This is a genomic window from Stenotrophomonas sp. HITSZ_GD (assembly GCF_029543105.1).
In the GTDB taxonomy this organism is placed as follows: Bacteria; Pseudomonadota; Gammaproteobacteria; order Xanthomonadales; family Xanthomonadaceae; genus Stenotrophomonas_A.
Map to the genome: position 1 here is coordinate 109,639 of NZ_JARQXB010000004.1, position 15,599 is coordinate 125,237.

The window sequence follows — 15,599 nt, forward strand, 5'->3', positions numbered from 1 at the left end:
GCCGCCGCCCCTCGCGCGGCGCGGCCCGCCCTGCCATGAGCCTGTCCCTGCTCGAACAACTCATCGAGTCCCTGCGCGTGCTGCCCGGCGTGGGCCAGAAGAGCGCCCAGCGCATGGCCTACCACCTGCTCGAGCGCGAGCGCGAGGGCGGGCAGCGCCTGGCCGAGGTACTGGCCGAGGCGATGCAGCGCATCGGCCACTGCACCCTGTGCCGCGATTTCAGCGAGCAGCCGCTGTGCGCGATTTGCGCCAGCGCCAGCCGCGACCGCCAGCAGCTGTGCGTGGTCGAATCGCCCGCCGACCGCCTGGCCATCGAGCACGCCACCGGCTATCGCGGGCTGTACTACGTGCTGCAGGGCCGGCTCTCGCCGCTGGACGGCATCGGCCCGCGCGAACTGGGCCTGGACCGGCTTGCCGAGCGGCTGGGGCAGGGCGAGGTGGAAGAGCTGATCATCGCCACCAATGCCACCGTCGAGGGCGAGGCCACGGCGCACTACCTGGGCCAGCTCGCGCGCCAGCACCGCGTGCGGCCCAGCCGCCTCACCCAGGGCATGCCGCTGGGCGGCGAGCTGGAGTACGTGGACCGCGGCACGCTGTCCTATGCCTTCGGCAGCCGCAGCGAGATGCCCGAATAACGTCTACTTCTGGAGCCCGCCTGATGTCCGACACGATCTTCGGCAAGATCATCCGCCGCGAAATTCCCGCCAGCATCGTCTACGAAGACGACGAGGTCCTCGGCTTCAAGGACATTGCCCCGCAGGCGCCGGTGCACGTGCTCTTCATCCCCAAGCACGAGGCGATCCCGACCCTGGACGACGTGCGCCCGGACCAGGCGCTGCTCGTCGGCAAGCTGGCGCTGGCCGCGGCCGAGTACGCGCGCCGCGAGGGCCTGGCGCAGGATGGCTACCGCATCGTGATGAACTGCCGCGAGCACGCCGGCCAGACGGTCTTCCACATCCACCTGCACCTGCTCGCCGGCGCCCCGCTGGGCCACTTCGGCGCGCCCGGCCGCTGAAACAACAACGCCGCCTGTCGGCGGCGTCGATGCACTCTCTTACGTTGAGCCCCTTTGCCAGGGCGCGAGGGACAGGCGGGTCAAGAAGCTGCGGCCCGAAGTTTGCGCGGCAAACTCGGGAAGCAAGGCCCGCACAGCGGGCCCTGCCGCGAACTTACCACCAGCCCCAGCGCGGGCCCCACCACGGGCTCGGGCCCCACGGGCCATACGGGCCGTACGGACCCCACGGATCGACCACCTGCACCTCGCGCACCACCGGCCACAGGTACACCACGTCGGCCTCGATCTTCGGCACGCGATAGTCGAACTCGCCGATGCGGGTGTTCTCGTAGCCCGCGATCTTGCCGATGAAGGTGACCTCGCGGCCCTCCTGGAAGATCGCCGGGTCGTAGAAGCCGGTGCGGCAGGCGATGAAGCGGCCGTCATTGGCGTCGCTGTCGCTGCTCGACGGCCGGCCGGTGCCGGCCAGCGGGCGGCCCAGCATCTGGAAGCAGGTCTGGTCCGGACCCGGGCGGGTCTCGATGATGCTGCCGCCCCAGCGCACCAGCGCGCCCGGCTGGGCAGCGGCCTCGCGCGGCGCGACCGGCGCGAACTGGCCCTGCAACGGCTTGGGCGCGGTGGCACACGCCGCCAGCGACAGGGCGGCGATGAAAGGAAGTACCAAGCGGATGTTCATGGCGAAGCTCCGGTGTTCGGGCGATGTCGGTGCAGGTCTTTGATCAGTTGCCGGCGTGCGCTGTCGGCGACGTCGGCAGCGTAGCGCGCTTCGGCGAAACGTCGGCTGAGTACGACCAGGGCCGGGTCGGCAAGTTCCCGGTCCACCCGGGCGGCCCAGTCCAGCGCCGGCTCGTGCGGTTCGCGTGCCAGCCCACGCCGTGCATAGCGCTGGCCCAGCCGGCGCCAGGCGCGCAGCAGCGGGTCGCGCTCGCGCTCGCCGCGGGCCAGCAGCCAGGCCATCCAGCCCAGCGCGAGCAGCGCGGCGCAGACGAACAGGGCGATCAGCTGCGAAGGTTCCAGCCGGTCGATGCCCAAAGGACGCAACAGGTGCTGCTGGCGCTCGGCATTGAAGCTCAGCACCAGCTCGTTCCAGCCGCGGCGCAGCCAATCGCCGACGTTCCCGGCCCAACGCGCGTCCAGCTGCGCGCCGCCGCCCTCCTGCTGGGCAAGGCGGTTTTCCAGGGTGTCGTAGATGCGCTCCGGCGCCACCGCGGCGGTGGGGTCCACGCGCACCCAACCGCGCCCTTCCAGCCAGACCTCGGCCCAGGCGTGGGCGTCCATGCGGCGCACCACGTAGTAATCGCCGATCGGGTTGCGCACGCCGCCGGCGTAGCCGGTGACCACGCGCGAGGGGATGCCGGCCGCGCGCATCAGCACCACGAAGGCGGAGCTGAAATGTTCACAGAAGCCGCGCTTGTAATCGAACAGGAACTCGTCGACGCCGTCGCGCCCGAGCGGTGGGGTGGTGAGCGTGTAGGCGAACTCGGCATGGATCCAGCCCATCGCCCGGCGGATCACCGCCGCGTCGTCGCGGCCGGCTTGCTGCCGCCACTGCCGCCCGAGCGCGACCGTGCGCGGGTTGTAGCCCTGCGGCAGGCGCAGCGCGGCATGCCGCAGGGCGGCCGGCAGGGTCGCCTCGAAGGCCTCCGGCGGCGCGGACGCCAACCGCCAGCGGGTCAGCCCGGTCAGCGGCTGCTGGCTCATCAGCTCGTAGTCCGGCGTCAGCCGCGTGCCCGCCGGGGCCTGCAGCGGCAGGTCGAGTGCGACGAGGCGGCGGTCGTCGGTGGCTTCGTAATCGATCTGGTACGACCAGCGCGCGCGCCCGGACTGCACCGCCGGCATCGGCGAGGCCTCGTGCCATTGCGGCGAGGTCCAGTCGCTCCCGTCGAAATCCCACAGCACCGGGCCGCGCCAGTAGCGCTGTTCCGGCGGCGGCGTGGCGCCGAAGAACTGCACGCGCAGGGCCGGCGAGTCGTCGGCCATCAGGTCCAGCCATTGGCCCGGCGACATCTTTTCCGACAATCCCGGCTTGGACATCGTGCGCTCGGGAATGCCCCACAACGGCGAGGCCAGGCGCGGGAACAGCCAGAACGCGGCCAGCGCGAGCGGCAGGCCGATCACGGTGATCCGCCGCATCACCCGCATCTGCTCGCGCCAGGGCGTGGCGGCGACATGCGATTCGGCATCGGCCAGCTGCGCCATGCACAACACCGCGGCCAGCACCGCCAGCAGCGCCAGTGCGGTGGTCAGCGGGCCCTGGTCGAGCAGGAAGGCGGAGAACGGAGCGAAGAGCGCGAAGCCGAGCAGGCTGCGGCCGTCGCGCAACGTGCGCAGCTCGCTCGACTTGATCGCCAGCATCGAGGCCAGCAACGCGCAGCCGGTATCGCGGCCGAAACGCAACCCGGCCTGCCAGTACACCGCCGCGAGCATCGCCAGCAGCAACAGCACGCGCAGGGGCGAGGGCACCGCGCGCCGCCACGCCAGCACGATGGTCAGCAGTGCGGAGCCGGCGAACACCAGCGCGAGCATGGGCGGCAGCTGCAACAGCAGCGGCAGCAGGCACAGGCCGGTGGTGGCGGCCAGCCACGCTCGGCTGCGCGAGGTCAGGGCGGGCGACTCACGCATGCGGCAACAGCGCAAGCGCGCGCAGGCATTCGTGGCGATGCTGCGCGCCGCGGGCCGGGCCGAGCGATGGCTGCCCGGGCAGGCTCAGGCGATAACGCCGGCCTTCGCGCTCGGCCTCCTCCACCCAGCGCGCCAGCCGCGCGATGCGGCGCTCGTAGGGCAGGCCGGAGAGGGCGCGCCAGTCCAGTTGCACATCCACGCCGGTGGGCTGTTCGTATTCGCGCACCAGCAGACTGTCGCGCCGCGCCGAGTGCTTCCACGCGATGGCGCGCCGCGCATCGCCGGTGCGGTAAGGGCGCAACTGGTGCAGGTCTTCGCCCTGCGCATGCAGGCGCGTGCCGGTGGGATGGCCTTCGCCCAGCGGCAGCGGCGGGCCCTCGCTCTCCGGCGTGGGATAGACGAGCAGCGGCACGTCCGGCCACAACCACGACCATGCCCGCACCAGGCCCAGCGGGTGGGTGGTGGAAAGCCGCAAGCGGCCGATCTCCAGCCAGCCGCGGCGGGTGGTGGGCAGGCGCAGCTCGGCGGCGCGGTCGTCGGCATCACCGACCGCGCACCACGTCGTGTCGTCCGGGTGTTGCAGGCACAGGCCGCGCCGGGTGCGCGCATCGTGCGCGGCGAACACCAGGCGCAGGTGCAGCGGGGTGCCGGCGGGCACTGGGTCGGCGGCCAGCGCGGTGAGTTCCAGGCCCGAGAGCTGCAGGTGGGCCATGATCGCGCTGGCGATCGCCGCCGCGCCCAGCAGCAGCGCCAGCAGCAGGGCCGGGTTGTTGTTGTAGTTCAACGCGCCGAGCAGCATGGCCATCAGCAGCAGGCCGACGAAGCCGCCGAACGGCGTCGGCAGCACGTAGATGCGCCGGCGGTCCAGCCGCACGGGCAGCGGTTCGATCCGGCGCGGGCGCGCCAGCAGCGCCAGCCGGCGCCAGCCGGCCAGCGCGGCGTCGCGGTTCATCGCCACGCTCCGGCGGGGTGGGCGAGGGGCATCAATCCACCGGCACGCTGTGCAGGATCTTCTTGGCCAGCGCCGCGCCGGACACGCTCTCGGCCTCGGCCACCAGGCGATGGCCGGCCACTGCCTCGAACAGCGCCTGGATGTCCTCCGGCAGGACGTGCGCGCGGCCGAGCAGCAGCGCATAGGCCTTGGCCGCGCGCAGCAGCGCGATGCCCGCGCGCGGGGACAGGCCCACGCGCACGCCGGCGTACTGGCGGCTGCGTGCCAGCAGGGTTTGCACGTAGTGGATCAGCGCGTCGCTGGCGTGCACCTGCGCCACGGCGTCGCGCAGGGTGAGCACGTCGCGGTCGGTGAGGCAGGGCGCGGCCTGCGCGATCAGGTCGCGGCGATCGCTGCCGCTCAGCAGCGCGCGTTCGGACTCGGCATTCGGATAGCCCAGCGTGAGCCGCAGCAGGAAGCGGTCCAGTTGCGAGTCCGGCAGCGGGAACGTGCCGGAGAGGTCCACCGGGTTCTGCGTGGCGATCACGAAGAACGGTTCGGGCAGCGCGTGGGTCTCGCCATCGAGCGTGACCTGCTGTTCGGCCATCGCCTCCAGCAGCGCGCTCTGCGTGCGCGGCGGGGCCCGGTTGATCTCGTCGGCCAGCAGCACCTGGGTGAACACCGGGCCGGGGTGGAACTGGAAACGGCGCGCGGTGGCGTCGTAGACCGAGACGCCGAGCACATCGGCCGGCAGCAGATCGGAGGTGAACTGGACGCGCTGGAAGCCCAGCCCCAGACTGGAGGCCAGCGCGTGCGCCAGTGTGGTCTTGCCCAGGCCGGGCAGGTCCTCGATCAGCAGGTGCCCGCCTGAGAGCAGCGCCACGAAGGCCAGGCGCACCTCGTGCGACTTGCCCAGCAGGAGCGAATTGACCTGCGCCTGGGCGCGGCGAAGCGCTTCACGCAGCGCATCGGTTAGCATTTCCGTCGCTTGTGGCGGTATCGACATCACGTTCCCGGATCGATGAAGGATTGAGTGGCGAGGCTAATGCAGGGAGAACAGCGCGCGCATCGCCACTTCGTGATCCTGTGGACACTGCTGACCGCCGTCAAGGTGGTCATCGCCGCGCGCCTGCCGCTTTTCGTCGACGAGGCCTTCTATTGGCAGGAAGGCCAGCACCTGGCGGCCGCTTATTCCGACCTGCCGGGCATGACCGCCTGGCTGGCGCGCCTGGGCGTGGCGGTGGGCGGGCAGCACGTGCTGGCGCTGCGCCTGCCGTTCCTGGTGATCGCCTCGCTGCTGCCGTGGCTGATCGCGCACATCGCGCGGCGCTGGTTCGGCAACACCTGCGGCTGGCAGGCCGGCAGCCTGGCGCTGCTGATGCCGCTATCGGCCACGCTGGGCATCCTGGCGGTGCCGGATGTGCCGATGGCGCTGGCCGCGGTACTGTGCCTGGACGCCGGCGCGCGCCTGCTGCGCGAGGTCGAGGCCGGCAGCGCGCTGCAGCTGGCGATCGGCCTGGTGATCGGCGCGCTGAGCCACTACCGCTTCGCCGGGGTGATCGGCGTGGGCTTCATCGCGCTGATGGTGCTGCCGCAGGGCCGCAACGTGTTGCGCGATCCGCGCATCTGGATCGCGCTCAGCGCGGGCCTGCTGGCCTGGCTGCCGCTGCTGCTGTGGAACACCGACCATGACGAGGCCGGGCTGCGCTTCCAACTGGTGGACCGCCACCCCTGGACGTTCCAATGGACCGGCTTCCAGTTCCTGCTGATCCAGACCTTGATGGTCACCCCGCTGCTGGCCTGGGCGATGCTGCGCGGGGCCATCGCCGGCACGCGTACCGGGGGCGGCGTGCGCGCGCAATGGCGCTACTTCGGGCTGGTGGGCGGCGTGTCCACGGTGGCGATCTTCGCGCTGGGGTTCTTCAGCGACGCCGAGCGCATCAGCTTCCATTGGCCGCTGCCGGGCTACCTGGCGCTGGTGGTGGCGGTGCCGGTGATCCTGATGCGCTGGCCGCGCCGCTGGCGGCGTGCGACCTGGGCGATGCTCGCGGTCGGCATGTTGTGCGCGTATGGCTATTACCTGGCTGTATCCGTGCCCGCCGTGCGCGCGCAGGCCGCCGGGGAGAAGTACTACCCGCGCAATTTCGCCGGCTGGCAGCCCTTGGCGCACGCCGTGCGCGAGGAGCTGGCGAGGATGCCGCCGGGCAGCCGCGTGCTGGCCGACAACTTCAAGGTGGGCGCCGAGCTGGGCTTTGCGCTGGGCGATGCCGACATCGAAGTGCTGCCGGCGCCGTTGAACGAAAAGCACGGGCGCAGCGCCCAGCTGGCGCAGTGGGGGCTGCTTTCCAGTGGCGCGCGTGACGCGCCGCGCCTGCTGGTGCTCTCGCCCAGCGACCAGCGCTATCGCGACCTGCTGGCGCGCTACCACCAGGTCTGCGACATCGTGGGGCCGTTGCCGCCGCCGGTGCGACAGGTGTCCACTGACCACGGTTACCAACGCTTCCTGCTGTTCCAGCTGCCTGCGGCGCGCGCCGAAGGCCCGTGCGTGGCGCCGGCGATGGCGTGGGTGGATGCACCGCTGCCCGGCGTGCGCGTCGATGCGCCCTCGCTCGCAGTGGCCGGGTGGGCGTTCAAGGATGGGGCGGGGCTGCGCGCGGTGGAAATCCTCGTCGATGGCCGCGTGATGGCCACGGCCGACTATGGCGGCGAACTGGACGTGCGGCCGCATTGGCCGCAGAGCAACGACCCGCAGCATCCCCGCGTCGCGTTTAGCGCGCAGCTCGATACGCGCGGCCTGCGCGCCGGCCGCCATTGGCTCGGCCTGCGCCTGCACGGCCACGACGGCAGCGTCGAGGAATGGTGGGAGCAGCCGTTCGACGTGGTCCGCCGCTGACCGATCCAAGCGACAATGGATGTCATGACTTCTTCCCCGCGCCTTCCTCTCTCCGCCGACGCCGGCCTGCGCGTCGCTGTCCTCGTGCCGTGCCACAACGAAGCGGCGACCATCGCCAAGGTCGTCGGCGACTTCGCCACCGCGCTCCCCGGGGCGGCGATCCACGTGTTCGACAACAACTCCCGTGACGCCACCGCCGCGCAGGCGCGCGCGGCCGGCGCCCAGGTGCACGCGGTCGGCCTGCAGGGCAAGGGTAACGTGGTGCGTCGCGCGTTCGCCGACGTGGAGGCCGACATCTACGTGATGGTGGATGGCGACGACACCTACGACGCCGGTGCCGCGCCTGAACTGGTGCAGCGGCTGCTCGCCGAGGGGCTGGACATGGTGGTCGGCGCGCGCCGCGACCAGGCGCAGGCCGCGTACCGCCCGGGCCACCGCTTCGGCAACGTGTTGCTCACCCGTTGCGCGGGCCTGCTGTTCGGCCGCAGCTTCGACGACATGCTGTCCGGCTACCGCGTGTTCTCGCGGCGTTACGTGAAGTCCTTCGCCGCGCATGCCAGCGGCTTCGAGACCGAAACCGAGCTGGCGGTGCACGCGCTGCAGTTGCGCATGCCGGTGGCCGAAGTCGCCACCGCCTACGGCGTGCGCCCGGAAGGCTCGCAGAGCAAGCTCAACACCTGGCGCGACGGTGGCCGCATCCTGATGACCATCCTCAAGCTGTTCAAGGCCGAGCGGCCGCTGCTGTTCTTCTCGGTCGGCTTCGTGGCCTGCGTGCTGGCCTCGCTCGGGCTGGCCGCGCCGCTGCTGGAAACCTACATGCAGACCGGGCTGGTGCCGCGCTTTCCCACCGCGGTCCTGTGCGTGGCGCTGATGCTGCTCGGCTTCCTGCTGCTGGCCTGCGGGCTCATCCTGGACACCGTCACGCGCGGGCGCATCGAGGCCAAGCACCTGGCCTATCTTTCGATGCCGCGCCCGGGGATGCGCGCTTGAGGCGGTTCGTGGGGCGCGTGGGCGCCGCGTTGCGTGCGCGGCTGGCGTTCGACTCGCGCGCGAACATCGTCGTGGCCTGCGTATCGGCTGTCGTGCTATGCGGGCTGTGGTCGGTGCTGCGCGGCCAGGACACCAACTGGGACCTGCGCAACTACCACCTCTACAACGGCTATGCCGCCTTGCACGGTCGCCTGGGTCTGGACCTGGCCGCCGCGCAGATGCAGAGCTACTTCAATCCTGCGCTGGACGTGGTGCAGTACGCACTGATGACCGGGTGGCCGGCCCCGCTAGCCGGTTTCCTGCTCGGGGCGTGGCATGGGCTGGTATTCGCGTGCGTGGCGGCGATCGCCTGGCGCGTGCTGGCCGACGATCCGCGCCGCGCCGTGCGCGTGCCGTGGCTGGCGCTGGCCGGTCTGCTCACCGCCGCGTTCGTCTCCGAACTGGGCAACACCATGGCCGACAACACCACCGCGGTGCCGGTGCTGGCGGCGCTGGCGCTGGTGCTCTCGGCGCAGGCGCGCCAGCGCGCGGGGCGCGGCGCGTGGCTGCAGTGGGGGCTGGCCGGCGTGCTGCTCGGGCTGGCGGTGGCGCTTAAGCTGACGAATGCGTTGTATGCGGCCGCGCTGGGCGTGGCCGCGCTGTGCGACGGCGGCCGTGCGCGCGCGCGTTTTTCCGGCGCGTTGGCGATGACGCTGGCCGCGCTGGCCTGCTTCGCGGCGGTTGGCGGGCCCTGGTTCGTGCGCGTATGGCAGCAGTTCGGCAATCCCCTGTTCCCGCAGTTCAACGCGTGGTTCGATGCGCCGCTCGCGCTGCCGGTGTCGGTGGCCGATACGCGCTGGCTGCCGCGCGGGCTGGGCGAATGGCTGGCATGGCCCGTGGTGTTTTCGCTGCATCCCAAGCGGGTGAGCGACCTGCCGCTGCCGCAGTTCGCGTGGGCGCTGGCCTACGTGCTGGTGATCTTGGGCGTCGGCTGGCGCGTGCTGCGCCGCCCGGTGGCCGAACGGCAGCCAGCGGTGTCGGCCGCGTGGGTGGTGGCGGTGTTCTGCGCACTGGCGTTCATCGCTTGGCAGGCGATGTTCAGTATCCATCGCTACCTCGTCGTGCTGGAGGTGCTGCTGCCCCTGCTGCTTTGGTGGGCCTGGCCGTGGCTGCTGCCGGCGCGCACGCTGGGCTGGCGCGCCCCGCTGCTGGCGCTGCTGGCCGTGCACGTGCTGGTGGCCGGGCGCGACTGGGGCCATGCGTCGTGGCGCAGGGCCGCGTTCGAGGTGGCGGCGCCGGCCATGCCCGCGCCGGCGGCCAGTGCGGTGGTGGTGGTAGGCGGCGAGCCGCAGGCGTGGCGGATTCCGCTCCTGCCGCCGCAGGCGACCTACCTTTCCTGGGGCTCGAACTTCCCGGCATCGCCGGCCTACGGCGAACGCGTGCGCGTCATGCTGGCCGCGCGCGAGGACCGTTACGCGATGCTGCATGCCACCGCCGACCGCGGCGCTGAGCGCATCGCGCGGCTGAACCAATGGGCGCGGCGGTTGGGATGGTCGCAGCAGCCGGGCTGCGCCACGTTGCGCTGGTGGGCGCGCAAGGGGCTGCGCGCGACGCTCGACGACAGCACGCCGGGCCAATGCGTGCTGCGGCAGCGCGCGGACCGCGCGCTGGACGTGGCTGCCGCCGATGCCGCCCTGCGCGAGGCCGCGCAGGCGCAGCTCGCCCCGCTGGGATGGCGGCTGGACACCGCCAGTTGCCAGCGGCTGCCGGCACGCATCGGCGCTGACGCCTTCCCGTATCAGTGGTGCCGGCTGATGCCGGCCGAATAAGCCCGGCTCAGGGCACGCGGAAACCGGCCTGCCGCAGCAGGCGCGCGGTGGCGATCAACGGCAGGCCGACCAGCGCGGTGGGGTCGCGGTTCTCGATGGCCTCGAACAGGCTGATGCCCAGGCCCTCGCACTTGAAGCTGCCGGCGCAGTCCAGCGGCGACTCGGCCTGCAGGTAGCGGTCGATCTCCTCCTCCGACAGGGCGCGGAAATGGACTTCGGTCAGGTCCACGGCCTCGTGGATGCCTTCCGGCCCGGCCAGGCATACGGCGGTGTGGAAGCGCACGCGGCGGCCGGACATCGCGGCCAACTGCGCCTGGGCGGCGGCGAACGTGCCCGGCTTGCCGAGCGGCGCGCCGTCCAGCTCGGCGGCCTGGTCCGAGCCGATCACCCAGGCATCCGCGCCCGCCAGCGCCAGCGCCTTGGCCCGCGCCAGCCGCACCGCCAGCGCGCGCGGCGCTTCGCCGGCACCGGGCGTTTCGTCGGTGCGGGGGCGGGCAGTCTCGAACGGCAGGCCCAGGCGGGCCAGCAGGTCGCGCCGGTAGACGGAGGTCGAGGCGAGGATCAGCCGGGGCATGGGCGGCTCCGTTCAGGTCGGGGCGGCGAGTCTGCCGCCCGCCTGGGCCACGGGGCAAGCTGGCCCCGGACGATTTGACAGGGGGTCGTGCCGTCCTTAACATTCTGCGGCTTATGTCCCCCAACGTTCCCGAACAGCTGGATGCTTGGCGGATGGTCGCGGCGCGCAGGCGCTTCGATGGCAGTCTGCCGCTGTCGGCCATGCGCCGGCTGGAAGGCAGCCTGGTCGATACCGAGGGCGAGGTGAATTACTCGCTGGAGTTCGGCCGGGACGATGTGCTGCAGGTGTCCTACGTCGAATTGCATGTCGAAACGGCGCTGCCGCTGGAATGCCAGCGCAGCCTGGCGCGTTTCCTGCTACCGGTGAAGATCACTCAGCGCTTGGGGTTGGTGCGCAGCGAGGACGAAGAGGCCGCGCTGCCACAGGATTACGAGGCCCTGCTGGTTCCGGAGGACGGCATGCTCAAGCCCGCCGACCTCATCGAGGACGAGCTGGTGCTGGCGGTCCCCGTGGTGCCGATGGCGCCGGGCACCGAGGCGGTCGAGTCCGAATGGGCCGCGACCACCGAAGAATTGGACAAGGTCAATCCGTTCGCGGAGCTGGCCAGGTTGAAGAAGCAATAACCGTCGCGCTGGCGCGGCGGTGACCCAGAAAGTCGGTGCGGGCGCGCAGCCTGTGCGACGAAACGACGAAGTAAACGAACCGAGTTTGGAGCAATCCCATGGCTGTGCAGAAATCCCGTGTTACCCCGTCCCGCCGCGGCCAGCGCCGCTCGCATGACGCCCTGACCGCCAAGCAGCTGTCGACCGACCCGACCAGCGGCGAGACCCACCTGCGTCACCACGTGACCGCCGACGGCTACTACCGCGGCAAGAAGGTCATCGCGACCAAGACCTCGGCGGTCAGCGAAGATTGATCCGTGACGCCCGCCGCCTGGCGGTGGGCGATACGCGTCTTCCGGGGCGGCGCTTTCGCGCCGGCCCCAAAGCAACAGGACACGGTATGAGCAAGCGGATCTACTCCAGAATCGCGGGCACGGGCAGCTATTTGCCCGAGAAGATGCTGACCAACGACGATCTGGCCAAGTTCGTCGATACCAGCGATGAGTGGATCCGCACGCGCACCGGCATCACCGAGCGGCACATCGCCGCCGATGACCAGACCACGTCCGACCTGGCCTACTTCGCCGCCACCCGCGCGATGGAGGCTGCCGGCGTCAGCGCCGACGAGATCGACATGATCGTCGTCGGCACCACCACGCCGGACCTGATCTTCCCGTCCACCGCCTGCCTGCTGCAGGCGCGCATCGGCGCCAACGGCTGTGGCGCGATGGACGTCAACGCCGCCTGCTCGGGCTTCATCTACGCCCTGAGCGTGGCCGACAAGTTCATCCGCTGCGGCGACGCGCGCACCGTGCTGGTCGTCGGCGCCGAGACCCTGACCCGCATCGTCGACTGGACCGACCGCACCACCTGCGTGCTGTTCGGCGATGGCGCCGGCGCGGTCGTGCTCAAGGCCGACGAGGACACGGGCATCCTCAGCACCCACCTGCATGCCGACGGAAGCAAGAAGGAGCTGCTGTGGGATCCGGTCGGCGTGTCGACCGGCTTCGGCGAGAACGGGCAGGGCGGCAAGATCTTGATGAAGGGCAACGACGTGTTCAAGTACGCCGTCAAGGCGCTGGACTCGGTCGTGGACGAGACCCTGCAGGCCAACGGCCTGGACAAGCACGACCTGGATTGGCTGATTCCGCACCAGGCCAACCTGCGCATCATCGAAGCCACCGCCAAGCGCCTGGAGATGTCCATGGACCAGGTGGTGGTGACGGTGGACAAGCACGGCAACACGTCGGCCGGCTCGGTGCCGCTGGCGCTGGATACCGCCGTGCGCTCGGGCCGCGTGCAGCGCGGCCAGCTGCTGTTGCTGGAAGCGTTCGGCGGCGGCTTCACATGGGGTTCGGCGCTGCTGCGCTATTGATTCCCGCAGGGGCGCTTGGCGCCCCTGCGCGGTCGTTCCCCCCTCCGCGTCCCCACCGGAGTTGTTTTTTCATGGCAGAACCCATCGTCATCGACGGACGGCGGGGCTGGCTGAAGCAGTACGGCGAAGGCGGCCGTGCGCTGGCGCTGGGTACGCTGGGCTTCGTCGCGCGTCTTTTCCACCTCCAGGCCCTGCGCCCGCCCCCGCACCGCGGCGGCGAGGCCGCGCGCGACATCGAGGCCCGGCGCATCGCCGAGCTGCGGGCGCAGGCGGTGAACGTGCCGCAGGTGCTGGGCACCGGGCGCGCGGCGCTGGTGCTCAGCGACAACGGCCGCTCGCTGGCCAGCTGCCTGCGCGAAGCCGACGACGCCGGCCGCGACGCGCTGGTGCGTCATGCCTTGGCGGCGATCTCCGGTTCCCATGCGCGCGGCGCCTATTTCGGCCAGCCGCTGCCGCGCAACATGACCTTCGACGGCGAGCGGATCGGGTTCATCGACTTCGAGGAAGACCCGCTCGAAGTGATGGACCTCGCGCAGGCCCAGGCCCGCGACTGGCTGATGTTCGGCTACGGCGTGGCCAAGTACTACGAACAGCGCCTGCCGGCACTGCAGCAGATGCTCGCCGAGGCGATGTGCGAGGAGGGCGCGCCGGTGGTCGAGCACGCGCACGCGGTGACTGGGCGCCTGCAGCCGATGGCCCGGGTGCTGCGGCTGGGGCGCTCGGCACGCGCGCTGGCGCATTCGATCCTGGTCATCCATGCGGCCACCACGCTGAGCGTGCTCGCCATCGCGTTCGTATGCGTGGACTGGTTCTCCGACGGGCACCTGGACATGCTCGGCTTGCTGAGCTGATCCACGCCGCCCGGGGTCCGGCCTGCGGCCCGCGTGACGGGTAGCCGGGGCGGGAAGTCCATACCTTTGCATACGCGCCAGTACAGACGCTGGGGCGATTTCACCCGTATGATCGCCCCTCGTTTTCGCAGACCCCCTCCGCGCGCGTGACCGAAAATTCCCTCGCTTTCGTCTTTCCGGGCCAGGGCTCGCAGTCGCTCGGCATGCTTGCCGAACTGGCCGAGCTGCACCCGCAGATCCGCGACACCTTCGCCGAAGCCTCCGAAGGCGCCGGCGTGGACCTGTGGGCGCTCTCCCAGGGCGGCCCCGAGGAAATGCTCAACCGCACCGAATACACCCAGCCGGCGCTGCTGGCCGGTGGCGTGGCGGTGTGGCGCCTGTGGCACGCGCGCCATGGCGCGCAGCCCGCGGTGCTGGCCGGGCACAGCCTGGGCGAGTACACCGCGCTGGTGGCCGCCGGCGCGCTGAGCCTGCGCGACGGCGCCCACCTGGTGCGCCTGCGCGGCCAGCTGATGCAGGACGCCGCGCCGGCGGGCGTCGGCGCGATGGCCGCCGTGCTCGGCGCCGAGGATGCCGTGGTCGCCGAGGTCTGCGTGCAGGCCGCCGGCAGCCAGGTGGTGGTGCCGGCGAACTTCAATTCCCCCGGCCAGATCGTCATCGGCGGCGACGCCGCGGCGGTGGACCGCGCCATCGCGCTGCTCGCCGAACGCGGCGTGCGCAAGGCGGTGAAGCTGGCGGTCAGCGTGCCCTCGCACACCCCGCTGATGCGCGAGGCCGCCAACCGGCTGGCCGAGGCCATGGCCGGGCTGGACTGGCGCGCGCCGCAGCTGCCGGTGGTGCAGAACGTCGATGGCCAGGTGCACGACGGCGTGGCGGCGATCCGCCAGGCGCTGGTCGAACAGCTCTACCTGCCGGTGCAGTGGACCGCCTGCGTGCAGGCGCTGGCCGCGCGCGGCGTGACCCGCGTGGCCGAGTGCGGCCCGGGCAAGGTGCTGACCGGCCTGGTCAAGCGCATCGACAAGTCGCTGGACGGCCGCCCGCTGGCGACGCCGGCCGACTTCGAGGCCGCGCTGGCCGACTGGGCCGCGTGATGCCCGACGTGCGCGCGTGTCCGCGCGCGCGGCCGTGGCGCCTCGGCGTCCATTCCCTTTTGTTGCCTCCAACGAGGAAGTCCAGATGAGCAAGCCCCTGCAGGGAGAAATCGCGCTGGTCACCGGCGCCAGCCGCGGCATCGGCGCGGCCATCGCCGACGAACTGGCCGCCCAGGGCGCCACGGTGATCGGCACCGCCACCTCGGCCTCCGGCGCGCAGGCGATCGGCGAGCGCCTGGCCGCGGCCGGCGGCCACGGCCGCGAACTCAACGTGACCGACGCCGCCTCGATCGATGCGCTGATCGAGGGAATCGCCAAGGAATTCGGCCCGGTGTCGATCCTGGTCAACAACGCCGGCATCACCCGCGACAACCTGCTCATGCGCATGAAGGACGAGGACTGGCAAGCCATCCTCGACACCAACCTGAGCAGCGTGTTCCGCACCAGCAAGGCGGTGATGCGCGGCATGATGAAGGCGCGCAAGGGCCGCATCATCAACATCGCCTCGGTGATCGGCGTGACCGGCAACGCCGGGCAGGCCAACTACGCCGCGGCCAAGGCCGGCATCATCGGTTTCTCCAAGTCGCTGGCCAAGGAGATCGGCTCGCGCGGCGTCACGGTGAACGTGGTGGCGCCGGGCTTCATCGACACCGACATGACCCGCGCGCTGCCGGAAGAACAGCGCACCGCGCTGCTGGACCAGATCGCGCTGGGCCGTCTCGGCGAGCCGGCCGACATCGCCCGCGCGGTGGCGTTCCTGGCCGGTCCTTCGGCCAGCTACATCACCGGCGAGACCCTGCACGTCAACGGCGGCATGTACATGCCGTGAGACGTGCGGCGCAGGGAT

At 71.3% G+C, this 15,599-nt stretch carries 16 protein-coding genes; 11 read left to right on the forward strand and 5 right to left on the reverse strand.

All coding sequences use genetic code 11. The features are described from left to right. Nucleotides 1-35 precede the first annotated feature (35 nt). Together recR and P6166_RS05775 are read left to right on the forward strand one after the other, a co-directional pair. Nucleotides 36-635, forward strand: coding sequence for a recombination mediator RecR (gene recR / locus P6166_RS05770; RefSeq protein WP_277763533.1), 600 nt, complete (start codon nt 36-38; stop codon nt 633-635). 23 nt (nt 636-658) lie between these two features. Further along, entirely contained in the window at nt 659-1,015 is a 357-nt protein-coding gene (locus tag P6166_RS05775) for a histidine triad nucleotide-binding protein (RefSeq protein WP_277763534.1), read from the forward strand. Between the two features lie 154 nt (nt 1,016-1,169). Here the strand turns inward: P6166_RS05775 and P6166_RS05780 are convergent, their stop codons facing one another. Genes P6166_RS05780 through P6166_RS05795 form a run of 4 tightly spaced genes read right to left on the reverse strand, consistent with a single transcriptional unit; the run spans nt 1,170 to nt 5,574 of the window. Then, a complete protein-coding gene (locus tag P6166_RS05780; protein ID WP_277763535.1) occupies nt 1,170-1,691 on the reverse strand; it encodes a Slp family lipoprotein in 522 nt (173 codons plus the stop codon). Then, on the reverse strand, nt 1,688-3,637 hold the full coding sequence (locus P6166_RS05785) for a DUF3488 and transglutaminase-like domain-containing protein (protein ID WP_277763536.1): 1,950 nt from the start codon (nt 3,635-3,637) through the stop codon (nt 1,688-1,690). Before P6166_RS05785 ends, P6166_RS05780 begins: the two co-directional genes overlap by 4 nt. Next, complete coding sequence (locus P6166_RS05790; RefSeq protein ID WP_277763537.1) at nt 3,630-4,589, reverse strand: DUF58 domain-containing protein; 960 nt, start codon at nt 4,587-4,589, stop codon at nt 3,630-3,632. The genes P6166_RS05785 and P6166_RS05790 overlap by 8 nt, the downstream gene beginning before the upstream one ends. Before the next feature lie 31 nt (nt 4,590-4,620). Further along, nucleotides 4,621-5,574 carry a MoxR family ATPase gene (locus tag P6166_RS05795; protein WP_277763538.1) on the reverse strand — a complete coding sequence of 318 codons (954 nt, stop codon included), beginning with the start codon at nt 5,572-5,574 and terminating at the stop codon, nt 4,621-4,623. Between the two features lie 39 nt (nt 5,575-5,613). Between P6166_RS05795 and P6166_RS05800 the strand changes: the two genes are divergently transcribed. Genes P6166_RS05800 through P6166_RS05810 form a run of 3 tightly spaced genes read left to right on the forward strand, consistent with a single transcriptional unit; the run spans nt 5,614 to nt 10,259 of the window. Then, nucleotides 5,614-7,461, forward strand: coding sequence for a glycosyltransferase family 39 protein (locus tag P6166_RS05800; protein ID WP_277763539.1), 1,848 nt, complete (start codon nt 5,614-5,616; stop codon nt 7,459-7,461). 24 nt (nt 7,462-7,485) lie between these two features. Continuing rightward, nucleotides 7,486-8,451: a glycosyltransferase family 2 protein gene (locus P6166_RS05805; protein ID WP_277763540.1), complete on the forward strand. Its 966-nt coding sequence runs from the start codon at nt 7,486-7,488 to the stop codon at nt 8,449-8,451. After that, nucleotides 8,448-10,259: a glycosyltransferase family 39 protein gene (locus tag P6166_RS05810; protein ID WP_345781855.1), complete on the forward strand. Its 1,812-nt coding sequence runs from the start codon at nt 8,448-8,450 to the stop codon at nt 10,257-10,259. The genes P6166_RS05805 and P6166_RS05810 overlap by 4 nt, the downstream gene beginning before the upstream one ends. A gap of 7 nt (nt 10,260-10,266) precedes the next feature. On the opposite strand, the gene P6166_RS05815 is transcribed toward P6166_RS05810, so the two are convergent. Then, a complete protein-coding gene (locus P6166_RS05815) occupies nt 10,267-10,833 on the reverse strand; it encodes a Maf family nucleotide pyrophosphatase (RefSeq protein WP_277763541.1) in 567 nt (188 codons plus the stop codon). A gap of 113 nt (nt 10,834-10,946) precedes the next feature. Here P6166_RS05815 and P6166_RS05820 point away from each other — a divergent pair, with 113 nt between their 5' ends. The 6 genes from P6166_RS05820 (at nt 10,947) to fabG (ending at nt 15,581) form a co-directional block, all read left to right on the forward strand. After that, complete coding sequence (locus tag P6166_RS05820; RefSeq protein WP_277763542.1) at nt 10,947-11,456, forward strand: YceD family protein; 510 nt, start codon at nt 10,947-10,949, stop codon at nt 11,454-11,456. 98 nt (nt 11,457-11,554) lie between these two features. Then, the gene (gene rpmF, locus P6166_RS05825; RefSeq protein WP_277763543.1) at nt 11,555-11,749 is read left to right on the forward strand and encodes a 50S ribosomal protein L32; all 195 of its coding nucleotides are present in this window, start codon (nt 11,555-11,557) and stop codon (nt 11,747-11,749) included. A gap of 86 nt (nt 11,750-11,835) precedes the next feature. Beyond that, a complete protein-coding gene (locus P6166_RS05830) occupies nt 11,836-12,810 on the forward strand; it encodes a beta-ketoacyl-ACP synthase III (protein WP_277763544.1) in 975 nt (324 codons plus the stop codon). A 71-nt stretch (nt 12,811-12,881) separates the two neighbouring features. Beyond that, the gene (locus P6166_RS05835) at nt 12,882-13,661 is read left to right on the forward strand and encodes a serine/threonine protein phosphatase (RefSeq protein ID WP_277763545.1); all 780 of its coding nucleotides are present in this window, start codon (nt 12,882-12,884) and stop codon (nt 13,659-13,661) included. Nucleotides 13,662-13,807: 146 nt separating this feature from the next. Further along, complete coding sequence (fabD, locus tag P6166_RS05840; RefSeq protein ID WP_277763546.1) at nt 13,808-14,752, forward strand: ACP S-malonyltransferase; 945 nt, start codon at nt 13,808-13,810, stop codon at nt 14,750-14,752. Between the two features lie 85 nt (nt 14,753-14,837). Beyond that, entirely contained in the window at nt 14,838-15,581 is a 744-nt protein-coding gene (gene fabG, locus P6166_RS05845; protein ID WP_277763547.1) for a 3-oxoacyl-ACP reductase FabG, read from the forward strand. Nucleotides 15,582-15,599 lie beyond the last annotated feature (18 nt).

Bases quoted from the DNA above. Each gene is read 5' to 3' on its own strand.
- rpmF (WP_277763543.1), top strand. From the start codon at position 11,555: ATGGCTGTGCAGAAATCCCGTGTTACCCCGTCCCGCCGCGGCCAGCGC.
- P6166_RS05830 (WP_277763544.1), top strand. From the start codon at position 11,836: ATGAGCAAGCGGATCTACTCCAGAATCGCGGGCACGGGCAGCTATTTG.
- P6166_RS05790 (WP_277763537.1), bottom strand. From the start codon at position 4,589: ATGAACCGCGACGCCGCGCTGGCCGGCTGGCGCCGGCTGGCGCTGCTG.
- P6166_RS05795 (WP_277763538.1), bottom strand. From the start codon at position 5,574: ATGTCGATACCGCCACAAGCGACGGAAATGCTAACCGATGCGCTGCGT.
- P6166_RS05835 (WP_277763545.1), top strand. From the start codon at position 12,882: ATGGCAGAACCCATCGTCATCGACGGACGGCGGGGCTGGCTGAAGCAG.
- P6166_RS05775 (WP_277763534.1), top strand. From the start codon at position 659: ATGTCCGACACGATCTTCGGCAAGATCATCCGCCGCGAAATTCCCGCC.
- fabG (WP_277763547.1), top strand. From the start codon at position 14,838: ATGAGCAAGCCCCTGCAGGGAGAAATCGCGCTGGTCACCGGCGCCAGC.
- P6166_RS05780 (WP_277763535.1), bottom strand. From the start codon at position 1,691: ATGAACATCCGCTTGGTACTTCCTTTCATCGCCGCCCTGTCGCTGGCG.
- P6166_RS05800 (WP_277763539.1), top strand. From the start codon at position 5,614: ATGCAGGGAGAACAGCGCGCGCATCGCCACTTCGTGATCCTGTGGACA.
- P6166_RS05815 (WP_277763541.1), bottom strand. From the start codon at position 10,833: ATGCCCCGGCTGATCCTCGCCTCGACCTCCGTCTACCGGCGCGACCTG.
- recR (WP_277763533.1), top strand. From the start codon at position 36: ATGAGCCTGTCCCTGCTCGAACAACTCATCGAGTCCCTGCGCGTGCTG.
- P6166_RS05805 (WP_277763540.1), top strand. From the start codon at position 7,486: ATGACTTCTTCCCCGCGCCTTCCTCTCTCCGCCGACGCCGGCCTGCGC.
- P6166_RS05820 (WP_277763542.1), top strand. From the start codon at position 10,947: ATGTCCCCCAACGTTCCCGAACAGCTGGATGCTTGGCGGATGGTCGCG.
- P6166_RS05785 (WP_277763536.1), bottom strand. From the start codon at position 3,637: ATGCGTGAGTCGCCCGCCCTGACCTCGCGCAGCCGAGCGTGGCTGGCC.